13 protein-coding genes are annotated in these 19,760 nt (G+C 64.8%); 12 read left to right on the top strand and 1 reads right to left on the bottom strand.

The genetic code is table 11. The features are described 5' to 3' along the window. Positions 1 to 60: 60 nt before the first annotated feature. Positions 61 to 1,671 carry a phosphoenolpyruvate carboxykinase gene (locus GR138_RS22000; RefSeq protein ID WP_160861405.1) on the bottom strand — a complete coding sequence of 537 codons (1,611 nt, stop codon included), beginning with the start codon at positions 1,669 to 1,671 and terminating at the stop codon, positions 61 to 63. 315 nt (positions 1,672 to 1,986) lie between these two features. Between GR138_RS22000 and GR138_RS21995 the strand changes: the two genes are divergently transcribed. The 12 genes from GR138_RS21995 to trxA all read left to right on the top strand — a co-directional run bounded on the left by GR138_RS21995 (position 1,987) and on the right by trxA (position 19,753). Beyond that, the gene (locus GR138_RS21995) at positions 1,987 to 2,715 is read left to right on the top strand and encodes a response regulator transcription factor (RefSeq protein WP_202402763.1); all 729 of its coding nucleotides are present in this window, start codon (positions 1,987 to 1,989) and stop codon (positions 2,713 to 2,715) included. A gap of 120 nt (positions 2,716 to 2,835) precedes the next feature. Next, positions 2,836 to 4,617, top strand: a complete 1,782-nt coding sequence (locus tag GR138_RS21990; RefSeq protein WP_160861440.1) for a stimulus-sensing domain-containing protein — start codon at positions 2,836 to 2,838, stop codon at positions 4,615 to 4,617. Further along, the gene (locus GR138_RS21985) at positions 4,614 to 5,069 is read left to right on the top strand and encodes an HPr kinase/phosphorylase (protein WP_160861403.1); all 456 of its coding nucleotides are present in this window, start codon (positions 4,614 to 4,616) and stop codon (positions 5,067 to 5,069) included. The genes GR138_RS21990 and GR138_RS21985 overlap by 4 nt, the downstream gene beginning before the upstream one ends. Before the next feature lie 150 nt (positions 5,070 to 5,219). Next, on the top strand, positions 5,220 to 5,621 hold the full coding sequence (locus GR138_RS21980; RefSeq protein ID WP_160861402.1) for a PTS sugar transporter subunit IIA: 402 nt from the start codon (positions 5,220 to 5,222) through the stop codon (positions 5,619 to 5,621). Between the two features lie 15 nt (positions 5,622 to 5,636). Continuing rightward, positions 5,637 to 5,909 carry an HPr family phosphocarrier protein gene (locus GR138_RS21975; RefSeq protein ID WP_069060506.1) on the top strand — a complete coding sequence of 91 codons (273 nt, stop codon included), beginning with the start codon at positions 5,637 to 5,639 and terminating at the stop codon, positions 5,907 to 5,909. Positions 5,910 to 6,017: 108 nt separating this feature from the next. After that, a complete protein-coding gene (gene ahcY, locus GR138_RS21970; protein WP_160861401.1) occupies positions 6,018 to 7,418 on the top strand; it encodes an adenosylhomocysteinase in 1,401 nt (466 codons plus the stop codon). A 288-nt stretch (positions 7,419 to 7,706) separates the two neighbouring features. Then, a complete protein-coding gene (locus GR138_RS21965) occupies positions 7,707 to 10,160 on the top strand; it encodes a PAS domain-containing sensor histidine kinase (RefSeq protein WP_202402762.1) in 2,454 nt (817 codons plus the stop codon). A 6-nt stretch (positions 10,161 to 10,166) separates the two neighbouring features. After that, positions 10,167 to 11,666 (top strand): tRNA (adenosine(37)-N6)-threonylcarbamoyltransferase complex ATPase subunit type 1 TsaE, encoded by a 1,500-nt coding sequence (gene tsaE, locus GR138_RS21960; RefSeq protein WP_338091138.1) that lies wholly within the window; start codon positions 10,167 to 10,169, stop codon positions 11,664 to 11,666. Positions 11,667 to 11,679: 13 nt separating this feature from the next. After that, positions 11,680 to 12,414, top strand: a complete 735-nt coding sequence (locus tag GR138_RS21955; RefSeq protein WP_160861398.1) for a nucleotidyltransferase family protein — start codon at positions 11,680 to 11,682, stop codon at positions 12,412 to 12,414. A gap of 181 nt (positions 12,415 to 12,595) precedes the next feature. Then, positions 12,596 to 15,769: a double-strand break repair protein AddB gene (gene addB, locus GR138_RS21950; RefSeq protein ID WP_160861397.1), complete on the top strand. Its 3,174-nt coding sequence runs from the start codon at positions 12,596 to 12,598 to the stop codon at positions 15,767 to 15,769. Then, entirely contained in the window at positions 15,762 to 19,337 is a 3,576-nt protein-coding gene (gene addA, locus GR138_RS21945) for a double-strand break repair helicase AddA (RefSeq protein ID WP_160861396.1), read from the top strand. The genes addB and addA overlap by 8 nt, the downstream gene beginning before the upstream one ends. A 95-nt stretch (positions 19,338 to 19,432) precedes the next feature. Continuing rightward, the gene (trxA, locus tag GR138_RS21940) at positions 19,433 to 19,753 is read left to right on the top strand and encodes a thioredoxin (protein ID WP_160861395.1); all 321 of its coding nucleotides are present in this window, start codon (positions 19,433 to 19,435) and stop codon (positions 19,751 to 19,753) included. The last annotated feature ends 7 nt before the right edge of the window (positions 19,754 to 19,760 follow it).

Here is a 19,760-nt window from a genome sequence, read left to right as displayed (position 1 = left end):
TTGCCGAGACGAAAAACCCGGCCTTTCGAGCCGGGTTTCACGTGAATCATTGGCAAAATCTTACTCGGCAGCAGCCTTGAGGCCCGGTGCCGCGTCGCGCACGCTGCCATCCACCTGACCCTCGAACTTCTCGAAGTTGGTGATGAACATGTCGACCAGCTTTTCGGCCTGCTTGTCGTAAGCGGCACCGTTGGCCCAGGTCGAGCGCGGGTCGAGGATCTTGGTGTCGACATCCGGCACCGAAACCGGCACCTGGAAGCCGAAATTGTCGTCGCGGCGGAAGAGCGCATCCTTCAGCGAACCGTCGAGTGCCGCAGCGAGCAGCGTACGGGTCGCCTTGATCGGCATGCGGCGGCCTTCACCGTAAGCGCCACCGGTCCAGCCGGTGTTGACCAGCCAGCAGTCGACGCCGTGCTCGGCGATCAGTTCCTTGAGCAGGTTGCCGTAGACCGTCGGATGGCGCGGCATGAAGGGGGCGCCGAAGCAGGTCGAGAAGGTCGCTTCCGGCTCGGTCACGCCACGCTCCGTGCCGGCGACCTTGGCGGTGTAGCCGGAAAGGAAGTGGTACATGGCCTGGTCGGGCGTCAGCTTGGCGATCGGCGGCATCACGCCGAAGGCATCGGCGGTCAGCATGATGATCGTCTTCGGATGCGGCGCATTGCCGGTCTCGCTGGCATTCGGAATGAAGTCGAGCGGATAGGCGCAACGGGTGTTTTCCGTCAGCGAACCGTCATTGAAGTCCGGAACGCCGTTCGCATCCAGCACGACGTTTTCCAGCACGGTGCCGAAACGCTGCGTCGTGGCATAGATTTCCGGCTCGGCTTCGGCCGACAGGCGGATGGTCTTGGCGTAGCAGCCGCCTTCGAAGTTGAAGATGCCGTTTTCGCCCCAGCCGTGCTCATCGTCGCCGATCAGCGTGCGGTTCGGATCGGCCGACAGCGTCGTCTTGCCGGTGCCGGAGAGGCCGAAGAACACGGCCGCATCGCCCGCCGGGCCGACATTGGCCGAGCAGTGCATCGGCATGACCTTTTCCGACGGCAGCAGCCAGTTCAGAACGGTGAAGACCGACTTCTTCATTTCGCCGGCATAGAAGGTGCCGGCAATCAGCACGATGCCGCGGGTCAGGTCGCAGGCGATCATGGTTTCCGTGCGCGCACCATGGCGCTCCGGATCGGCCTTGAAGGTCGGCAGGTCGATGATGGTGAGTTTCGGCGCGAAGGTCGCAAGGGTCTTCTCGTCCGGGCGGATGAGCAGGTTGCGGATGAACAGCGAGTGCCAGGCGAGTTCCGTGACGACGCGGGTCGGCAGCGCATATTCGGCATCGGCACCGCCGATGAGGTCCTGCACGAAAAGATCACGGTCGGAAGCGTGGGCCAGCATGTCGGCATGCAGCACATCGAAATGCGCACGCGACACGGCCTTGTTGTTGTCCCACCAGATGGCGCCATCGGTGTTTTCGTCGCGCACGACGAACTTGTCCTTCGGGGAGCGGCCGGTGTGCTGGCCGGTCAGGGCGCGCAGCGCGCCATGCGCCGTCTTGACAGCTTCGCCGCGACCGAGCGCTTCTTCGTAAAGAGCCTCTGCTGCAAAGTTGTACCGGACCGTGCCGTTGGTGTGGATACCCATCGCGGTAAGCCCCTGAGCGGGGTTGCGAACGCCAAGTTCCTGCATGGTCCAGTTTTCCTCCGTGGGCGACAAGACTGGTGTGGATTTTCGGGGAAACTAATCTGGCACTGTCACAAAAACAAGAGGGTATTCGAAATTAGGCAATAATATCAATTATTTAATCGATTTAAAGAATTGTGTTACTTTTTTAATCGTTTGAATAATCGATTTAAAAAGGGACTCGCCACCGGCCCGCAAAACGCCATCCTTTATCTTTGCCACAATTTGTTCCACCTTTATCCCCAAGGAGGCGCATCACATCCAGGACAGGAACTCGATCCGAGGTCGGGAAAGGCGCCGATGACTATGGAGATTAGCAGGATGCAGACGATCGCACTCGTAGACGACGACCGGAATATCCTCACATCCGTATCGATCGCCCTTGAGGCGGAAGGCTACAAGGTCGAAACCTATACGGACGGCGCCTCGGCGCTCGATGGTCTGCTTGCCCGCCCCCCGCAACTGGCGATCTTCGATATCAAGATGCCACGCATGGACGGCATGGAGCTTCTGCGCCGGCTGCGCCAGAAGTCGGACATCCCCGTGATCTTCCTCACCTCGAAGGACGAAGAGATCGACGAGCTGTTCGGCCTGAAGATGGGTGCCGACGACTTCATCACAAAACCGTTCTCCCAGCGCCTGCTGGTCGAGCGCGTCAAGGCCATCCTGCGCCGTGCCTCGAGCCGCGAGGCGGCCGCAACGGCCGGTGTCGCCGGTACACCGAAGGCCGGCGAAGTCGCCGCCCGCTCGCTGGAGCGTGGCCAGCTCGTCATGGACCAGGAGCGCCACACCTGCACCTGGAAGGGCGAGCCGGTGACGCTGACCGTCACGGAATTCCTCATCCTGCATTCGTTGGCCCAGCGCCCGGGCGTGGTGAAGAGCCGCGATTCGCTGATGGATGCGGCCTATGACGAACAGGTCTATGTCGACGACCGCACCATCGACAGCCACATCAAGCGGCTTCGCAAGAAGTTCAAGATGGTCGATGACGACTTCGACATGATCGAAACGCTCTATGGCGTCGGCTACCGCTTCCGCGAGAGCGCCTGAGCAAAGCTGCGCATCCGAAGCGATTTCGCTTGCATCGACTGCGGCGGCGATGGCATGCCGCAGTCCCGGCGGCGTGACGCTGCCGCCCGCATTCAAGGATAGGACCGCGTGCCGCAGAACGTGCTCGACAGGGATGGAGGAGAAACCGAGGGCCGGCCCGCACCACGCTCGTTCCGCCGCCGCTGGACCCATCCCTTCACGCTCGCCCGCCGCATCTTCGGCAATGCCGTCTTTTCCAGCCTTACGCGCCGCATCCTGTTCTTCAACCTCGTGGCGCTGGTCGTGCTCGTCGCGGGTATCCTCTACCTCAACCAGTTCCGCGAGGGCCTGATCGACGCGCGCGTCGAAAGCCTGCTGACCCAGGGCGAGATCATTGCCGGCGCGATTTCCGCCTCCGCCTCGGTCGATACCAACTCGATCACCATCGACCCGGAAAAGCTACTGGAACTGCAGGCCGGCCAGAGCATCACGCCGCTGCCGAACGACGAGGATCTGGAATTCCCGATCAATCCGGAGCGTGTCGCGCCCGTTCTGCGACGGCTGATCTCGCCGACCCGGACCCGTGCCCGCATCTACGACACCGACGCCAACCTGCTGCTCGATTCGCGTCATCTCTACACGCAGGGCCAGGTGCTGCGCTTCGACCTGCCACCGGTGGAGCCGGAGAGCACCAGCCTCATCGAGCGCATGAATGTCTGGTTCAACCGCATTCTCCAGCCGAGCAACCTGCCGCAATACAAGGAAGCGCCCGGCGGTGACGGCTCGATCTATCCGGAAGTGATGAACGCCCTGACCGGGGTGCGCGGTGCGGTGGTGCGCGTCAACGACAAGGGCGAGCTGATCGTCTCGGTCGCCGTGCCCGTCCAGCGTTTTCGCGCGGTGCTCGGCGTGCTGCTACTCTCCACCCAGGCGGGCGATATCGACAAGATCGTGCATGCCGAGCGGCTTGCCATCATGCGCGTCGCGGGCGTTGCCGGCCTCGTCAACATCGCGCTGTCGCTGCTGCTGTCCAGCACCATTGCCAACCCGCTGCGCCGGCTTGCGGCGGCAGCGATCCGCGTGCGGCGCGGCGCCAAGGAGCGTGAGGAAATCCCGGACTTTTCCGTACGCCAGGACGAAATCGGCAACCTTTCCATTGCGCTGCGCCAGATGACCACGGCGCTGTACGACCGTATCGACGCGATCGAGAGCTTTGCCGCCGATGTCAGCCACGAGCTGAAGAACCCGCTGACCTCGCTGCGCAGCGCCGTCGAGACCCTGCCGCTCGCCCGCACGGACGAATCGAAGAAGCGGCTTCTCGACATCATCCAGCACGACGTGCGTCGCCTCGACCGCCTGATCAGCGACATTTCCGATGCCTCGCGGCTCGATGCGGAACTCGCCCGCAGCGATGCGCGCACCGTCGACCTCGAAAAGCTGCTCGGCGACCTCATCGACATTTCGCGCCAGGTCAACACGCGCAAGAAGCCGGTCACGCTCGATTTCGTGGTCGACCGCAAGGACAATCCGAAGGCCAAGTTCGAGATCAGCGGCTACGAGCTGCGCATCGGCCAGATCGTCACCAACCTCATCGAGAATGCGCGCTCCTTCGTGCCGGATCCGGGCGGGCGCATCGTCGCGCGGCTGTCGCGCGGCCGCAACGACCGCTGCATCATCCAGATCGAGGACAATGGCCCGGGCATCCAGGCCGAGGACGTCGACCGCATCTTCGAGCGCTTCTACACGGACCGCCCAGCGACCGAAGATTTTGGCCAGAACTCCGGCCTTGGCCTCTCCATCTCGCGGCAGATCGCCGAAGCCCATGGCGGCACGCTGAAGGCCGAAAACATCACCGACAAGGCGACCGGCAACGTGATGGGCGCCCGCTTCACCCTCTCGCTCCCGACAGGCACGCAGAAATGACCACGGGCTCCAATGTGCACGGGACGGCGATCGTGATCGGCACAAGGGGGTATCTGTTCGTCGGCCCGTCCGGAGCGGGCAAAAGCGCCATCGCGCTGCATTGCATTGTCGAGGCGCGCGCCCGTGGCCTGTCTGCCGCGCTGGTCAGCGACGATCAGGTTCTGCTGTCGCCCGTGGATGGCCACCTGGTCTCCCGCGCACCAGCCAGCATCGCCGGGCTCGCCGAACTGCGTGGCGCCGGCATCGTCAAGATGGAGACGATCGACAGCGCCGTGTTGGAGCGGGCGATCCGGCCGATCGAGCCGCCTTTTGCCGAGCGCCTGCCGCCGGAAGGCGAAACCATCGAGGTCCTGCCGTCGCTCTTTCTGCCCTTGACCCGGCTGCCGCTCTTTCCGGGTTGCTCGGCCTTTTCGACATTGACCATACTCCACCCGGAAATCCTGAAAAGTTGACGTCAAAAGCCCCGGGAAAACACGAAATCGGCCATTTTGGGCTTGCACTTGGCCTTTTCATTGACATGATGGCCACCCCAACGGTGGACGGAATTGCTGCATTGCGGTATTCGCCGTTCGTTTTGAGTTGGGAAACTGGAGCGACTGCTGATGATCGGACTGGTGCTTGTCACCCATGGCAAGCTGGCGGAGGAATTCCGGCACGCCCTTGAACATGTGGTCGGTCCGCAAAAGGCGATCGAGACCGTCTGCATCGGCCCCGAGGACGACATGGACCAGCGCCGCCAGGACATCCTGGAAGCCGTCCAGAAAGCCGATCAGGGCCATGGCGTCATCATCCTCACCGACATGTTCGGCGGCACGCCTTCGAACCTTGCGATTTCCGTCATGACCGGCAACGGCATCGAGGTGATCGCCGGCGTCAACCTGCCCATGCTGATCAAGCTCGCCGGCATCCGCGGCGAGAACAACATGGAAAAGGCGCTGATCGATGCCTCCGAGGCAGGCCGCAAATATATCAACGTGGCCAGCCGCGTGCTCAGCGGCAAATAGGGTTCCCCGCCGTCCATGACCGTCTCGAAAGAGCTTCTCATCATCAACAAACGCGGTCTTCATGCCCGCGCCTCGGCAAAATTCGTCCAGACGGTGGATGGCTACGACGCGGAAGTGACCGTTTCCAAGGACGGCATGACAGTGGGCGGCACCTCGATCATGGGCCTGATGATGCTGGCCGCGAGCCCCGGATGCAGCGTCTTCGTCACCGCGACGGGCGCCCAGGCGCAGCAGGTGCTCGATGCGCTGGACGCACTGATTGCCGATCGTTTCGGCGAAGAAATGTAAACCAACCATTGATATAAGGATATAAAGACTTCTTTATATCCGGTTGCTCCAGCTGGCGTTTCCTGATAGGAAGCGCCATCACCAAAAGCCAGAAGGCTGGAGACCTCCATGACCACCACGAAGGACTACCACGTCGCCGATATCGCGCTTGCCGATTTCGGCCGCAAGGAAATTCAGATCGCCGAAACCGAAATGCCGGGCCTGATGGCCTGCCGCGAAGAGTTCGGCGCATCCAAGCCGCTCAAGGGCGCACGCATCACCGGCTCGCTGCACATGACCATCCAGACCGCCGTCCTCATCGAGACGCTGGTCGCACTCGGCGCCGACGTGCGCTGGGCCTCGTGCAACATCTTCTCCACGCAGGACCACGCAGCCGCCGCGATCGCCGCCGCCGGCATCCCGGTCTATGCCGTGAAGGGCGAGACGCTGACGGAATACTGGGACTACACCGACAAGATCTTCCAGTGGGCCGATGGCGGCCTCTCCAACATGATCCTCGACGATGGCGGCGACGCCACCATGTACATCCTGCTCGGCGCCCGCGCCGAAGCCGGCGAGAACGTGCTGTCGAACCCCGGTTCGGAAGAAGAGGAAATCCTCTTCGCACAGATCAAGAAGCGCCTCGCCGCAACGCCCGGCTGGTTCACCAAGCAGCGCGACGCCATCCAGGGTGTCACCGAAGAGACGACGACCGGCGTCAACCGTCTCTACCAGCTGCAGCAGAAGGGCCTGCTGCCCTTCCCGGCGATCAATGTCAACGATTCGGTCACCAAGTCGAAATTCGACAACAAGTACGGCTGCAAGGAATCGCTGGTCGACGGCATCCGTCGCGGCACCGACGTGATGATGGCCGGCAAGGTCGCCGTCGTCTGCGGTTACGGTGACGTCGGCAAGGGTTCGGCCGCATCGCTCAAAGGTGCCGGCGCCCGCGTAAAAGTCACGGAAATCGATCCGATCTGCGCCCTCCAGGCCGCCATGGACGGTTTTGAAGTCGTGCAGCTCGAAGACGTCGTCTCGTCGGCCGACATCTTCATCACGACGACCGGCAACAAGGACGTCATCCGCGTCGACCATATGCGCGAGATGAAGGACATGGCGATCGTCGGCAATATCGGCCACTTCGACAACGAGATCCAGGTCGCGTCGCTGCGCAATTTCAAGTGGACCAACATCAAGCCGCAGGTCGACATGATCGAGTTCCCGAAGGGCAACCGCATGATCCTGCTGTCGGAAGGCCGCCTGCTCAACCTCGGCAACGCCACCGGCCACCCGTCCTTCGTGATGTCCGCCTCGTTCTCGAACCAGGTTCTGGCGCAGATCGAACTCTTCACCAAGGGTGATGCCTACAAGAACGAGGTCTATGTCCTGCCCAAGCAGCTCGACGAGAAGGTCGCGCGCCTGCACCTCGCCAAGCTCGGCGCCAAGCTGACCGAACTTTCCGACGAACAGGCCGGCTATATCGGCGTGACGACGACGGGTCCGTTCAAGGCTGAGCACTACAGGTACTGATCCTTACCCGGATTATCCACAACATCTAGAGGCGGTGCGCTTGACAAGGCGTGCCGCCTCTTTTTTGGGCCCGTCCCTTCCCGACGATTCGGTAAACAAGTATCGTTAAGCAGTTGATTCGGCGTTGAGATGCGGACCTTACGCGCCGGATGGGATGTCTTGTCGATCAGGCGGCAAACGGACGGAGACATACCGGGGATGATGTCGGAATTGAAACGAGGCCGTTCCAGGCAGGCTTTCGCCATGCAGGAGCGGGATACGGCGCATTCGCTTGCGCAACAAAAATTTATGGTTAACGGATGGTTTACGAGCGGCAGGCGCCGTCTCGTTTCGATACTGACGGCCGGCTCGGCGCTGGCGTCTGTTGCCAGCCCGGCCCATGCCGCTGGCCCCTATCTTGCCACCGCCGAAATCGTCACCATTTCCATGCTGCTCGGCGTGATGTCGGCGGCGATGGTTTCCGCCATCTGGATGATCCGCCAGCGCGGTCGCATGGAAACGGAAAGCCGCGCGCTGAAGGCCAGCCTTGCCGACGCCCGCCACAACGTCTCGCGCCTTCAGGCGCTGATCGGCGACAAGGACCGGCGCATCGTCGTGTGGGACGGCCTTTCCGACAAGCCGGAATTCCTCGGCCAGTTGCCGGCAGAAACCGGCGCGCCGCAGGCCGACCGTGATTTCCTGGCCTTCGGCCGCTGGCTGAAGCCCAATTCGGCCGCCGATATCGAGCGCGCCGTGGAGCGGCTGCGCTCGCAGGCGCAGAGTTTCGACCTCATCATCGAGACCACGCGGGACGAGGTGGTCGAGGCACAGGGCCGCGTCTCCGGCGGACAGGCCTTCGTGCGCTTCGTCGCCCTCAACAACCTTCGTGCGGAAGCTGCCGAGCTGAAGCTCGAGCGCGACCGGCTGGTTCAGGCGCTCACCACGTTGCAGGGCCTGCTCGACCAGATCGACCTGCCCGTCTGGCAGCGCGCCGGCGATGGATCGCTTGCCTGGGTCAACGAGGCCTATGCCGAGGCCGTTGAGGCGAAGGACGCGGCCAGCGCCGTCCACGAGGGACGCGAACTGCTGCCGACCATCGCGCGCGAAAAAATCCGCGCCGCCAGCACCTATGATGCGCCGTTCCGCGACAAGGTCTCGACCGTCGTGCACGGCAACCGCAGCTTCTTCGACGTCGTCGATGCGAAGAGTGCGACGGGTTCGGCCGGCATCGCCGTCAACATTTCCGATATCGAGGCCGTGCGTGAGGAACTCGTGCGCACGCTGAAGAGCCATGCCGAGACGCTCGACCATCTGGCGACGCCGGTGGCGATCTTCGACGGTGAACAGCGCCTGCAATTCTACAACCAGGCCTTCCAGCGCATGTGGGAGATCGAGACGGCTTTCCTCGAAAGCAAGCCGGGCAATGGCGAGCTGCTCGACAAGCTGCGCGCCGGCGGCAAGCTGCCCGAGCAGCTGAACTGGAAACAGTGGAAGGACGCGGCCCTTTCCGTCTACCGCGCGATCGAGACCCAGACCGACCTCTGGCATCTGCCCAACGGCCAGACGCTGCGCGTCTTCGCGACCGCGCGCCCGCAGGGCGGCGCCACTTGGGTGTTCGAAAACCTGACCGAAAAGGTCGATCTCGAAACCCGCTACAACACGCTGGTGCAGGTGCAGGACGAGACGATCGATCATCTCGCCGAAGGGGTCGCGGTGTTCAGCCCGGACGGGCGCATCCGGCTGTCCAACCCGGCCTTCCGCGCGCTCTGGGGCATCAGCGAGGCCGAGGTGAAATCCGGCACGCATATCCGCGCCATCGAACAGGCCTGTGCGGTCTCCTACGACAAGCCGGACGGCTGGAAGCGCTTTGCGCATATCATCACCAGCTTCGACGACGAACGCCCGTCCTGTCAGGGCGTGCTGGAGCTGCGCACCGGCCTGATCCTCGATTTCGCCGTCATTCCGCTTTCCAACGCCCAGACGATGCTGACCTTCGTCAACGTCACCGACAGCGTGCGCGTCAGCCGCGCCCTGACGGAAAAGAACGAGGCGTTGCGCAAGGCGGACGCGTTGAAGAACGACTTCGTCCAGCACGTCTCCTATGAGCTGCGCTCGCCGCTGACCAACATCATCGGCTTTGCGGACCTTCTGAAGACGCCGACCATGGGCGAGCTGAACGACCGGCAATCGGAATATGTCGACCACATCGCGACCTCCTCGGCCGTGCTGCTGACCATCGTCAACGACATTCTCGACCTCGCCACCGTCGACGCCGGCATCATGGAACTCGACTATAGCGAGATCAACCTGACGGACCTGCTCGACGACGTGTCGATGCAGTTCGCCGACCGCCTGCATGACGCCCAGGTGACGCTGGAGATCGTAGCGCCCGACAATCTCGGCACCATCGTCGCCGACCAGCAGCGCCTGAAGCAGATCCTCATCAAGCTGCTCAGCAATGCCGCGAACTTTGCGCCGGAAGGCAGCGCCATCGGGCTCAAATGCTGGCGCGAGGGCAGCGATCTCGTCTTCACCGTGTCCGATCGCGGGCCGGGCATTCCGCAGGATGTGCTGAAGACGGTGTTCGATCGCTTCGAGAGCCACGGCCGCCACGGCGGCGCGGGGCTTGGCCTTTCCATCGTCGAAAGCTTCGTCAGCCTGCATCACGGCACTGTCACGATCGACAGCCACGAGGGTCGCGGCACGGATGTCGCCGTGCGCCTGCCTTCCGCGACGATGACGTCGTTTGCGGCGGCGGAATAGGAAGTCATCATGTCGCTCGAGATCTTTCTCGCCGACGACGCCGCAACCATCCGCTTCGGCGAGGATATGGCGCTGGCGCTGAAGCGCGGCGACTATGTTGCGCTGCATGGCGATCTCGGTGCCGGCAAGTCGACCTTCGCCCGGGCCGTGATCCGCGCCATCGCGGACGATGCCCTGCTGGAAGTGCCGAGCCCGACCTTCACGCTGGTGCAGAGCTACGATCTGCGCATCCCGGTCGCCCATTTCGACCTCTACCGCATCGCCGACGCCGCCGAGATCGACGAACTCGGCTTCGACGAAGCGCTCGCCGACGGCATCTGCCTTGTCGAATGGCCGGAAAAGGGTTTTGGCGCGTTGCCGACGGACGGGATCACGCTGCGCTTCGTGCATGAGGGGGATGGTCGTCGCGTCGCGATCGACGGGCCGGCGGCGGCACTTAGCCGGATTCGACGCTCGCTGGCGATCCGTGCCTTCCTCGACAAGGCCGGCTATGACAACGCCACACGGCGCCACCTGACGGGCGATGCGTCCGTTCGCGCCTATGAGCATATCTACGCGGGTGAAAAACGCCTCGTCCTGATGGATGCGCCGCGACACACACCGGGGCCGATCCTTGCCAAGGGCAAATATTATCAGCAGATCGCGCATATCGCCGAAGACGTGCAGCCGTTCATCGCGATCGGCAGATATCTCGTCTCCCGCGGTCTTCGCGCGCCGGCGATCTACGACATCGACATCGCGCAGGGCATCCTGCTGATCGAGGACCTCGGCACCGAGGGTGTGCTCGACGCCGATGGCGTGCCAATCGCCGAACGCTACCGCGAAAGCGCCGCCTGCCTTGCGCGCATGCACGGGCAAGCCTTCGAACGCGATCTGCCGGTGGCCGACGGTATCGTCCATCATGTGCCGGATTTCGACCGCGACGCCATGCAGATCGAGGTGAGCCTGCTCACCGACTGGTATCTGCCGTGGAAACGCGGCCGGCCTGCAAGCGATGAGGAGCGGCGCGACTATATCGCGATCTGGGATGGGCTGATCGAAAGCCTTGCCGACGCCGAACACAATCTGCTGCTGCGCGACTTCCATTCGCCGAACATCATCTGGCGTCCGGAGGCGACCGGCACCGACCGGGTCGGCATCATCGATTTCCAGGATGCGATGATCGGTCCCTCCGCCTATGACGTCGCCTCGCTGGTGCAGGATGCCCGTGTCGACATGCCGGACGGTGTGGCGGACGAGGTGCTTGAGCACTACCTTGCGCTACGCGAAAAAGACGCCGGCTTCGACAGGACGCGCTTCCTGCGCGACTGGCATGTCATGGCCGCACAGCGCAACTGCAAGCTCATCGGCCTCTGGGTGCGGCTGATGCAGCGCGACGGCAAGCCGGCCTATATGCGCCACATGCCGCGCACCTTCCGCAATCTCACGCGCGCGCTTGGTCATCCCGACCTCGCCCCCTTGCGCGACTGGTGCGAAAAGGCTGGAATCCTCGCGACCGAATCATAAGCGCGAGTATGCGATGACAATCGAAGACGCCATGGTGCTGGCCGCCGGCCTTGGAACGCGCCTGCGCCCCATCACCGACACCATGCCGAAACCGCTGGTGCCGATCGCCGGGAAGGCGATGATCGACTATGGGCTCGACGCGCTGGCCGAAGCCGGCGTGAAGCGCGCCGTCGTCAATGTGCACCATTTCGCCGACCAGATGACGGCACATCTCGCAAACCGCACCGAGCCGCAGATCATTCTCTCCGACGAAACCGATGGCCTGATGAATTCGGGCGGTGGGCTCGCAAAGGGCCTGAAGCTGCTTGGCCGGGATCCTGTGCTCGTGATGAATGCCGACCTGTTCTGGATCGGCGAGACGCCGGGACGGCCGAGCAATCTCACCCGGCTGGCGGAGACCTTCGATCCCGCGAGCATGGACATGCTCATGCTCTGCGTGACGCTGGAAGAGACCACCGGTCACAACGGCAAGAAGGATTTTTCCATGGACGCGGCGGGGCGGCTGAAGCGCTACAAGGACGGTGACGGCACGCCGTACGTCTATGCCGGCGCCATCGCCATGATGCCGGCGCTGCTGGACGACGCGCCCGACGATGCCTTCAACCTCAACATCTATTTCGACCGGGCGATCGAAAAAGGCCGACTGTACGGCATCACGCTGGACGGTCACTGGATCACCGTCGGCACGCCCGACGCGATCGGTGCCGCGGAGGCCGTGATCGGCGCTTTCCGCGAGGCGGCGGCGTGACATTCGCCGAAAGGCATGAGGGGCTTCCCCCTCATCCGGCCGTGCGGGCCACCTTCTCCCCCCGGGGGAGAAGGCGACACGAGACGGCTGCGGTTTTGTCCTTCTCCCCCGCGGGGAGACGGTGCCGGCAGGCCGATAAGGGGGCGCCTCGCCATGCGATTACCCTCCCCGGAGACCTGCCATGACAGGACGCGGCCGTATCTATTCCATTCCGGCGAGCCTGCCCTTTTTGAAGACGGTGGCCTCGACCCTGATCGACGGGCAGCTGGTGCCCGGCTTCACCTATGATCCGGCCGATCCGCTGGCACTGGCCGACGTAACGGTCTATGTGCCAACGCGGCGTTCGGCCCGCGTGCTGCGCTCGGAATTCGTCGATCTTCTCGGCGGGCGCTCAGCAATCCTGCCGGTCATCCGGGCGCTGGGCGAGACCGACGACGACAGCGGCTTCTTCGACGAGGTGACGCCCGCGCTGCTCGACATGGCGGAACCGCTTTCCGGGCCGACGCGGCTCCTCGAACTCGCCCGCCTCGTGCTCGCCTGGCGCAACCGCCTGCCGGCCGCCGTCACCGCCGTGCATGCCGAAAGCCCGCTGGTGGCGCCGGCAAGCCCGGCGGATGCCGTCTGGCTTGCCCGCAACCTCGCCGACATCATCGACGCGATGGAGACGGAAGAGCTCGACTGGCTGGCGCTCGACAATCTCGACGTGTCCAACCATGCGCTCTGGTGGCAGCTTACCGCCGCGTTTTTGAAGATCGCCAGCGAATACTGGCCGGCGCGGCTGACCGAACTCAACCGCTCCTCGCCATCGCTCCGGCGCAATGCGACGCTGCATGCCGAAACCGAGCGCTACAGACACGCGCCGCCCGCAGGCCCCGTCATCATCGCCGGCTCGACCGGCTCCATTCCCGCGACGGCGAGCCTCATCGCCGCCGTGGCAAAACTGCCGAACGGCGTCGTCATCCTGCCGGGGCTCGACCGTTTCATGTCCGATGCCGAATGGCTGCTTGTCGGCCATCAGGGCGCGGGCGCGCAGAAACCGGATGCGGCCGCCCGCAGCCATCCGCAATACGGTCTCCACCGCCTGCTCGCCCGCATGGGCTGCACCCGCGGCGATGTCGAGCCGCTCGGCACGCCCCCTGAAGCGCTGGAGTACCGCGCACAAATCCTCTCCAGCGCCTTCCTGCCGACGCAGGCGACGGCGAGCTGGGGCGATGTTCGCGGCACGCTCGACGCCGATCAGCTGGCGGACGCCTTTCGTGACGTCTCGCTCGTCGAGGCCGCCAATGAGCGGGAAGAGGCGCTGGCGATCGCCATTGCGCTGCGTCTTGCGCTGGAGGACGGCGAGGATGCCCAGGCCGCGCTGATCACGCCCGACCGCAAGCTCGGCCGGCGCGTGGCGGCGGAACTTGCACGCTTCGGCATCGAGGCGGACGATTCGGCCGGCACGCCGCTCCTGTCGACACCGCAGGGCACGCTTCTGCGGCTGCTGGTGGAGGCGGCGCTGCGCCCCGGCGATCCGGTGCCGCTCGTCGCCCTTCTGAAACATCCGCTCGCGCGTTTCGGCCTGCCTGCCGGGGATCTCGGTGTCGCGGTCACCGCGCTGGAGCTGACGGCGTTGCGCGGGGGCACGGCCGAGATCGACATTTCCACGCTCGAACCCCTGCTTGATGCCGCTCTGGAGCGCCAGGCCGACGACCGCCATCCGCCCGTCTGGCGCACGGCGCTGCCGGAGCAGGCGATCCCGCTTGCCCGCGACCTTGCGCGGCGCGTCGCAGACGCCGTCGAGCCGCTGGCCGGCGTGCTTGTGCAGCAGAGCCGCACCGGGCGGCGCTTCTCCTCGAAACTCACCGTTTCCGACTGGTCGGAGCGCACCGGCCGCGCGCTGGAAGCCGTGGCGGTGGACGAGCGTGGCGACCTTGCCGCGCTCTGGTCCGGCGAGGCGGGCGATGCCCTTGCCAACCTGTTGAAAAGCGTGATGGAAACCGACGGGCAGATCGAGGCGGACGGGCCGCAATGGTGCGACATCATCGAGGCGCTGGCGGCGAGCGAAAGCGTCAAGCCGCGCTCCATGCGCCATCCGCGCGTCTTCATTTTCGGCGCGCTCGAATCGCGCCTCCAGAGCGTCGATACCGTGGTGATCGGCGGCCTGAACGAGGGCACCTGGCCGGGGCAGGCGACGAACGATGCCTTCCTGTCGCGCGTCATGAAGGTTGAAATCGGCCTGGAGCCGCCGGAACGGCGGATCGGCCAGCTCGGCCATGACTTGCAGATGGCGGCCGCGACCCCCAAGCTGATCCTGACCCGGGCGCTGCGCAACGGTACGGCACCGACCGTCGCCTCGCGCTGGCTGCAACGGCTCATCGCCGTCGGCGGGCCGGTTCTGGCGGCCGATCTGCGCCTGCGCGGCAAGGACGTCATCGACTGGGCAAACCAGATCGACAAGGGACCCAATGTGGCGAATGCCACACGCCCGGCACCGCGACCACCCGCCGAGCTGCAGCCGAGAAAATACTCCTTCAGCCAGATCGGCCGTCTGCGGCGCGACCCATACGCGATTTATGCCCGGCATATCCTGCGCCTCGATCCGATCGCGCCGTTCAACCTCGATCCGGGGCCGGCCGAGCGCGGCTCGCTCTACCACCGCATCGTCGATCGTTTCGTGCGGGAAGAGGCGACGGGCGAGCCCCACACCCTCGTCACCCGCATCCTGAACGAGGAATTCGATGCCGTGGCGCTGCCGCCGCACATCGACGCGGTCTGGCGCCCACGTTTTGCCGCCGTCGCCCGCGCCTTCGTGACATGGCATCTCGAACGGGCCGGCGGCGTGCGCGAAAGCCTGACGGAAGTTCCGGCCTCACTGGATCTCGGCGTCGCCGGAATACGGCTGACCGGCATCGCCGACCGGATTGACATCCTGCCGGATGGCAGCGCCGATATTCTCGACTACAAGACCGGCAGCACGCCCTCGCTCAAGGTGGCGCGGGCGCTGCTCGATCCGCAGCTGGCACTGGAGGCAGCGGCGCTGAAGCGCGGTGCCTTCCGCGGGCCGGGCATCCGTGAGCCGGCAAACCTTCTCTATGTGCGGCTCAAGCCCGGCGAGCGGTTCAAGGCCGAGCAGGTCAACAACGAACATGCCAAGTCCGCCGGCACGATACCGAAATCGGCGGCCGACCTCGCCGAGGATTCCCTGACGGAGCTGGAAAAGCTGCTCACCGGGCTGATCGAGGGACGCTACGGCTTCGCCTCCCGGCTCATTCCCGAGCAGGAACGCGACTATGGCGGTGAATACGACCATCTGGCGCGGGTCGCGGAATGGTCGTCGGCGGAAAACGGCGGGGAGACCGAGGATGCTTGAGGACGGTGTTCCCAAGGACGATCGGCCCGCCTCGGCCGATCCCGCCACCTGGCTGAGCTGGACATCGCAGAAACAGGCGACGGCGTCGGATCCCGACCGCTCGGCCTGGGTCTCGGCCAATGCCGGCTCGGGCAAGACACACGTCCTGACCCAGCGCGTCATCCGGCTGCTGCTCGCCGGCTGCCGGCCCTCGGCCATCCTCTGCCTGACCTATACGAAGGCGGCGGCTTCCGAAATGTCGAACCGCGTTTTCGAGCGGCTTGCCGATTGGGCGACACTCTCCGACGCGGACTTGTCCGAGCGTGTCGCCGCCGTCGAGGGCAGGCGGCCGGATGCTATCAAGCTCGCCGAGGCGCGCCGCCTCTTTGCCCGGGCGCTCGAAACGCCGGGCGGCCTGAAGATCCAGACCATCCACGCCTTCTGCGAGGCGCTGCTGCACCAGTTTCCGCTGGAAGCCAATGTGGCCGGTCATTTTTCCGTGCTCGACGACCGGGCGGCGGCGGTGCTTCTGGCCGATGCCCGCCGCACGCTGCTGACGGCGACGACGAGCGAGGACGACGAGGCGCTGACCGACGCCTTCGCCACCGTGCTCGACATTGCCGACGATACCGGGCTCGAACGGCTGATCTCCGACATCGTCGCGCGCCGCGGGCCGATCCGCGAGTTTCTCGAAACTGCCGAGAAAGCCGGTGGCATCGAGACTGTGCTGCGCCGGGAAAGCGGGCTGGACCCGCACGAGACGGCGGAGGATATTCTGGCGTCGTTCTGGCCGCTCGATGGCCTGCAGGGTGTCACGCTCGAATCCTACCTCGTCGCCGCTGAAAACCTCGGCAGCGAAACGGTAAAAGCGTCCGCTGCCGGTTTGCGCGGCCTGACAAAGCTGACGGATGCCGAAGCACGGCGAGCGGCGCTCTACGATCTGTTCTTCACCGGCACCGGCACACCGCGCAGCCTCGATCGTTCATTCTTCTCCAAGAAGGTGCGTGACAGCGCCCCCTATCTGGAAGAGGCGCTGCTGGCCGCGCAGGCGCATATCACGGCCTGCGACGACCGGTTGCGGCGCTTTCGCATGGTTGAGGCGACGCTGGCCGCCCTTGTCATCGCCGAACGGCTGATCGGCGACTATGAGGATTTGAAGCGGGCGCGCAGCCTGCTCGACTTCGACGACCTCATCGACCGCACGGCGGCGCTGTTGACCCGCGAGCGCGTCAGCGCCTGGGTGCACTACAAGCTCGACCAGGGCATCGACCATATCCTCGTCGACGAAGCGCAGGACACCAGCCCGCGGCAATGGCAGATCGTGAAGGCCCTGACCGACGATTTCTTTGCCGGCGAAACGGCGCGCATCGCAGGGCGCACGATCTTCGCCGTGGGCGACGAGAAACAGTCGATCTATTCCTTCCAGGGCGCGCGGCCGGAGCGGTTTGCCGAGGAGGGCCGCGAGGTTTCGCGACGCACGCGGGCGGCGGACACCGCCTTCAGCCCGATTCGCCTGCTGCTTTCCTTCCGTTCGACGCGGGATGTGCTGTCGGCCGTCGACCGGGTCTTTCTCGACGTTGGCAATGCACGCGGACTGTCGCCGGATGGTGGAGAGATCGTGCATGCCTCCAATCGCGGGCTCGAACCGGGGGCCGTCGATATCTGGGAGGTGATCGCCGCCCCGCCCGGCCTGGACGAGGAAGACTGGACCGCACCCTTCGACGCCGTGGCCGAAGAGGCGCCGATCAACGTGCTGGCGCGGCGCATCGCCGACACGCTGGCGGGCTGGATCGGCCGCGAGACCGTAACGGAAAAGGGCAATGCGCGGCTGATGGCTGCCGGCGACGTCATCGTGCTGGTGCGCAAGCGTGACGCCTTCGTCAATGCGCTCACCCGCACCCTGAAGCAGCGGCACAACCTGCCCGTCGCCGGCGCCGACCGGCTGGTGCTGACGAAACATATCGCCGTGCAGGACCTGATGGCGCTCGGCCGCTTCGCCGTGCTGCCGGAGGACGATCTTTCGCTGGCGGCGCTCTTGAAAAGCCCGCTGTTTGGGCTCGGTGAGGACGCGCTATTTGAGCTCGCGGCGCGACGCGGCGAAACGGAAGGCCTGTGGGCGCGGTTGCGCGCCGTGGGCGAAGCCGATGTCCTGCTCTTTCCGATCGTTCGCCGGCTGGAAAACCTTATCCGGGACGCGCGTGGCCAGTCGGTGCATGATTTTTACGCCCGCATTCTCGGTGCCGGCGGCGGGCGGCGGGCGTTTCTTGCCCGGCTCGGCACGGAAGCCGGCGAGATCATCGACGAATTCCTCACCTTCGCGCTGGAGCAGGAGGAGAACGGCCTCCCGGGTCTGCAAGCCTTTGTTTCCACGCTGGAACTGGAGGCGCCGACGGTCAAGCGCGAGCAGGACAAGGCGCGCGGCGAAATCCGTATCATGACCGTGCATGCCGCCAAGGGACTGGAGGCGCCGGTCGTTTTCCTCGTCGATGGCGGGGCAAAGGCCTTCAGCCACAGCCACATGCCGACCTTGCGCTTCCTTTCGGCGGAAAACCTTGCCGGTGGCCTGCCGGCCTGGCTGCCGCTGAAGGATTTCGGCAATGCGCTGACCGCGGCCGATGCCGAGCGCATAAAGGCCGGCGCGGAAGAGGAATACCGCCGGCTGCTCTATGTTGCGATGACGCGCGCGGCGGACCGGCTGGTGGTCTGCGGTTACCGCGGGCGGCAGGAGAACAAGGACACCTGGCACCCGATGATCGCCGCGGCACTGCAGTCCGATAGCGACCGGGCGGTCGAAACGACGTTTTCGACTTCGGGCGAGAGTTGGCAGGGTCTCGCCTGGCGCGAGGCCGGCGCGGCGGCTGTCGGCGACGTCATCGCGGCCTCCATTGAGGAGAAGACCAGGATTGCCCTGCCCGAGGCGCTCGGCAAACCCTTGCCGGTGCAGAAAGCCCTGCCGCGACCGCTGAGCCCATCCGGGGCAGCGGCGGTGATCGAGACGGATACTGCGGATCTGCTGGTGCCCTCGGCGCTGTTTGGCCGGCGGGGCGGCAGCGGTCCGGATGCCGGGATTGCGCTGGAACGCGGGCGCATCCTGCACCGGTTCCTGCAGGTCCTGCCGTCCTTCGACCCAAACGAACGGCCGGCGGCGGCGCGGCGCTATCTCGAACGGGCCGCTGCCAACTGGCCGGCGGCAGCACAGGCCTCGCTTGTGACGGCAGCGCTGGCGGTGATCGGCGACGCGAGCCTTGCGACGATCTTTTCCCCTGCGGCGCGGGCGGAAGTGTCGATCATGGGCACATTGGCGCTGGGCAGCCGCGACTATGCGGTGTCGGGCCGCATCGACCGCATGGCCGTCAGCGAAACGGCGGTGGAGATCGTCGATTTCAAGACGAACCGGGTGCCGCCGGCCTCGGCGGAGGCCATTCCCTTCGAACATCGCGCGCAGTTGGCGATCTATAGGGCAATCCTTGGACCGCTCTATCCCGGCCGGGAAATCCGCTGCGGGCTGATCTATACCGAAGCGGCGAAAACCTATTGGCTGGAGGCCGGGGTCATGGAGGCGAGCCTTGCCGAACTCACGGCAAAGTGAGATACCGGGCGGAACGATCCATCATCGGCCGGGGTTGAAACCGTGGGCCGGAAGCATCACATCTTCACCAACAATCACCGTTCAAGGAGAGCCTCATGGCTACCGTTAAAGTCGATCAGTCCAATTTCCAGGCCGAAGTTCTGAATTCCGCAGAGCCGGTCGTTGTCGATTTCTGGGCTGAATGGTGCGGTCCGTGCAAGATGATCGCCCCGGCGCTCGAAGAAATCGCCACCGAACTCGCCGGCAAGGTGAAGGTCGCCAAGCTCAACATCGACGAGAACCCGGAACTGGCCGCCCAGTTCGGCGTACGCTCGATCCCGACGCTCGCCATGTTCAAGGGCGGTGAAGTGGCCGACATCAAGGTCGGTGCAGCCCCGAAGACGGCGCTCTCCTCGTGGATTTCCAGCGCGGCCTGATCGGCTG

This window comes from Shinella kummerowiae, assembly GCF_009827055.1.
GTDB classification, from domain to species: Bacteria; Pseudomonadota; Alphaproteobacteria; order Rhizobiales; family Rhizobiaceae; genus Shinella; species Shinella kummerowiae.
Note: the sequence above shows the minus strand (reverse complement) of the source record. Positions and strands in the feature narration are given on the sequence as shown.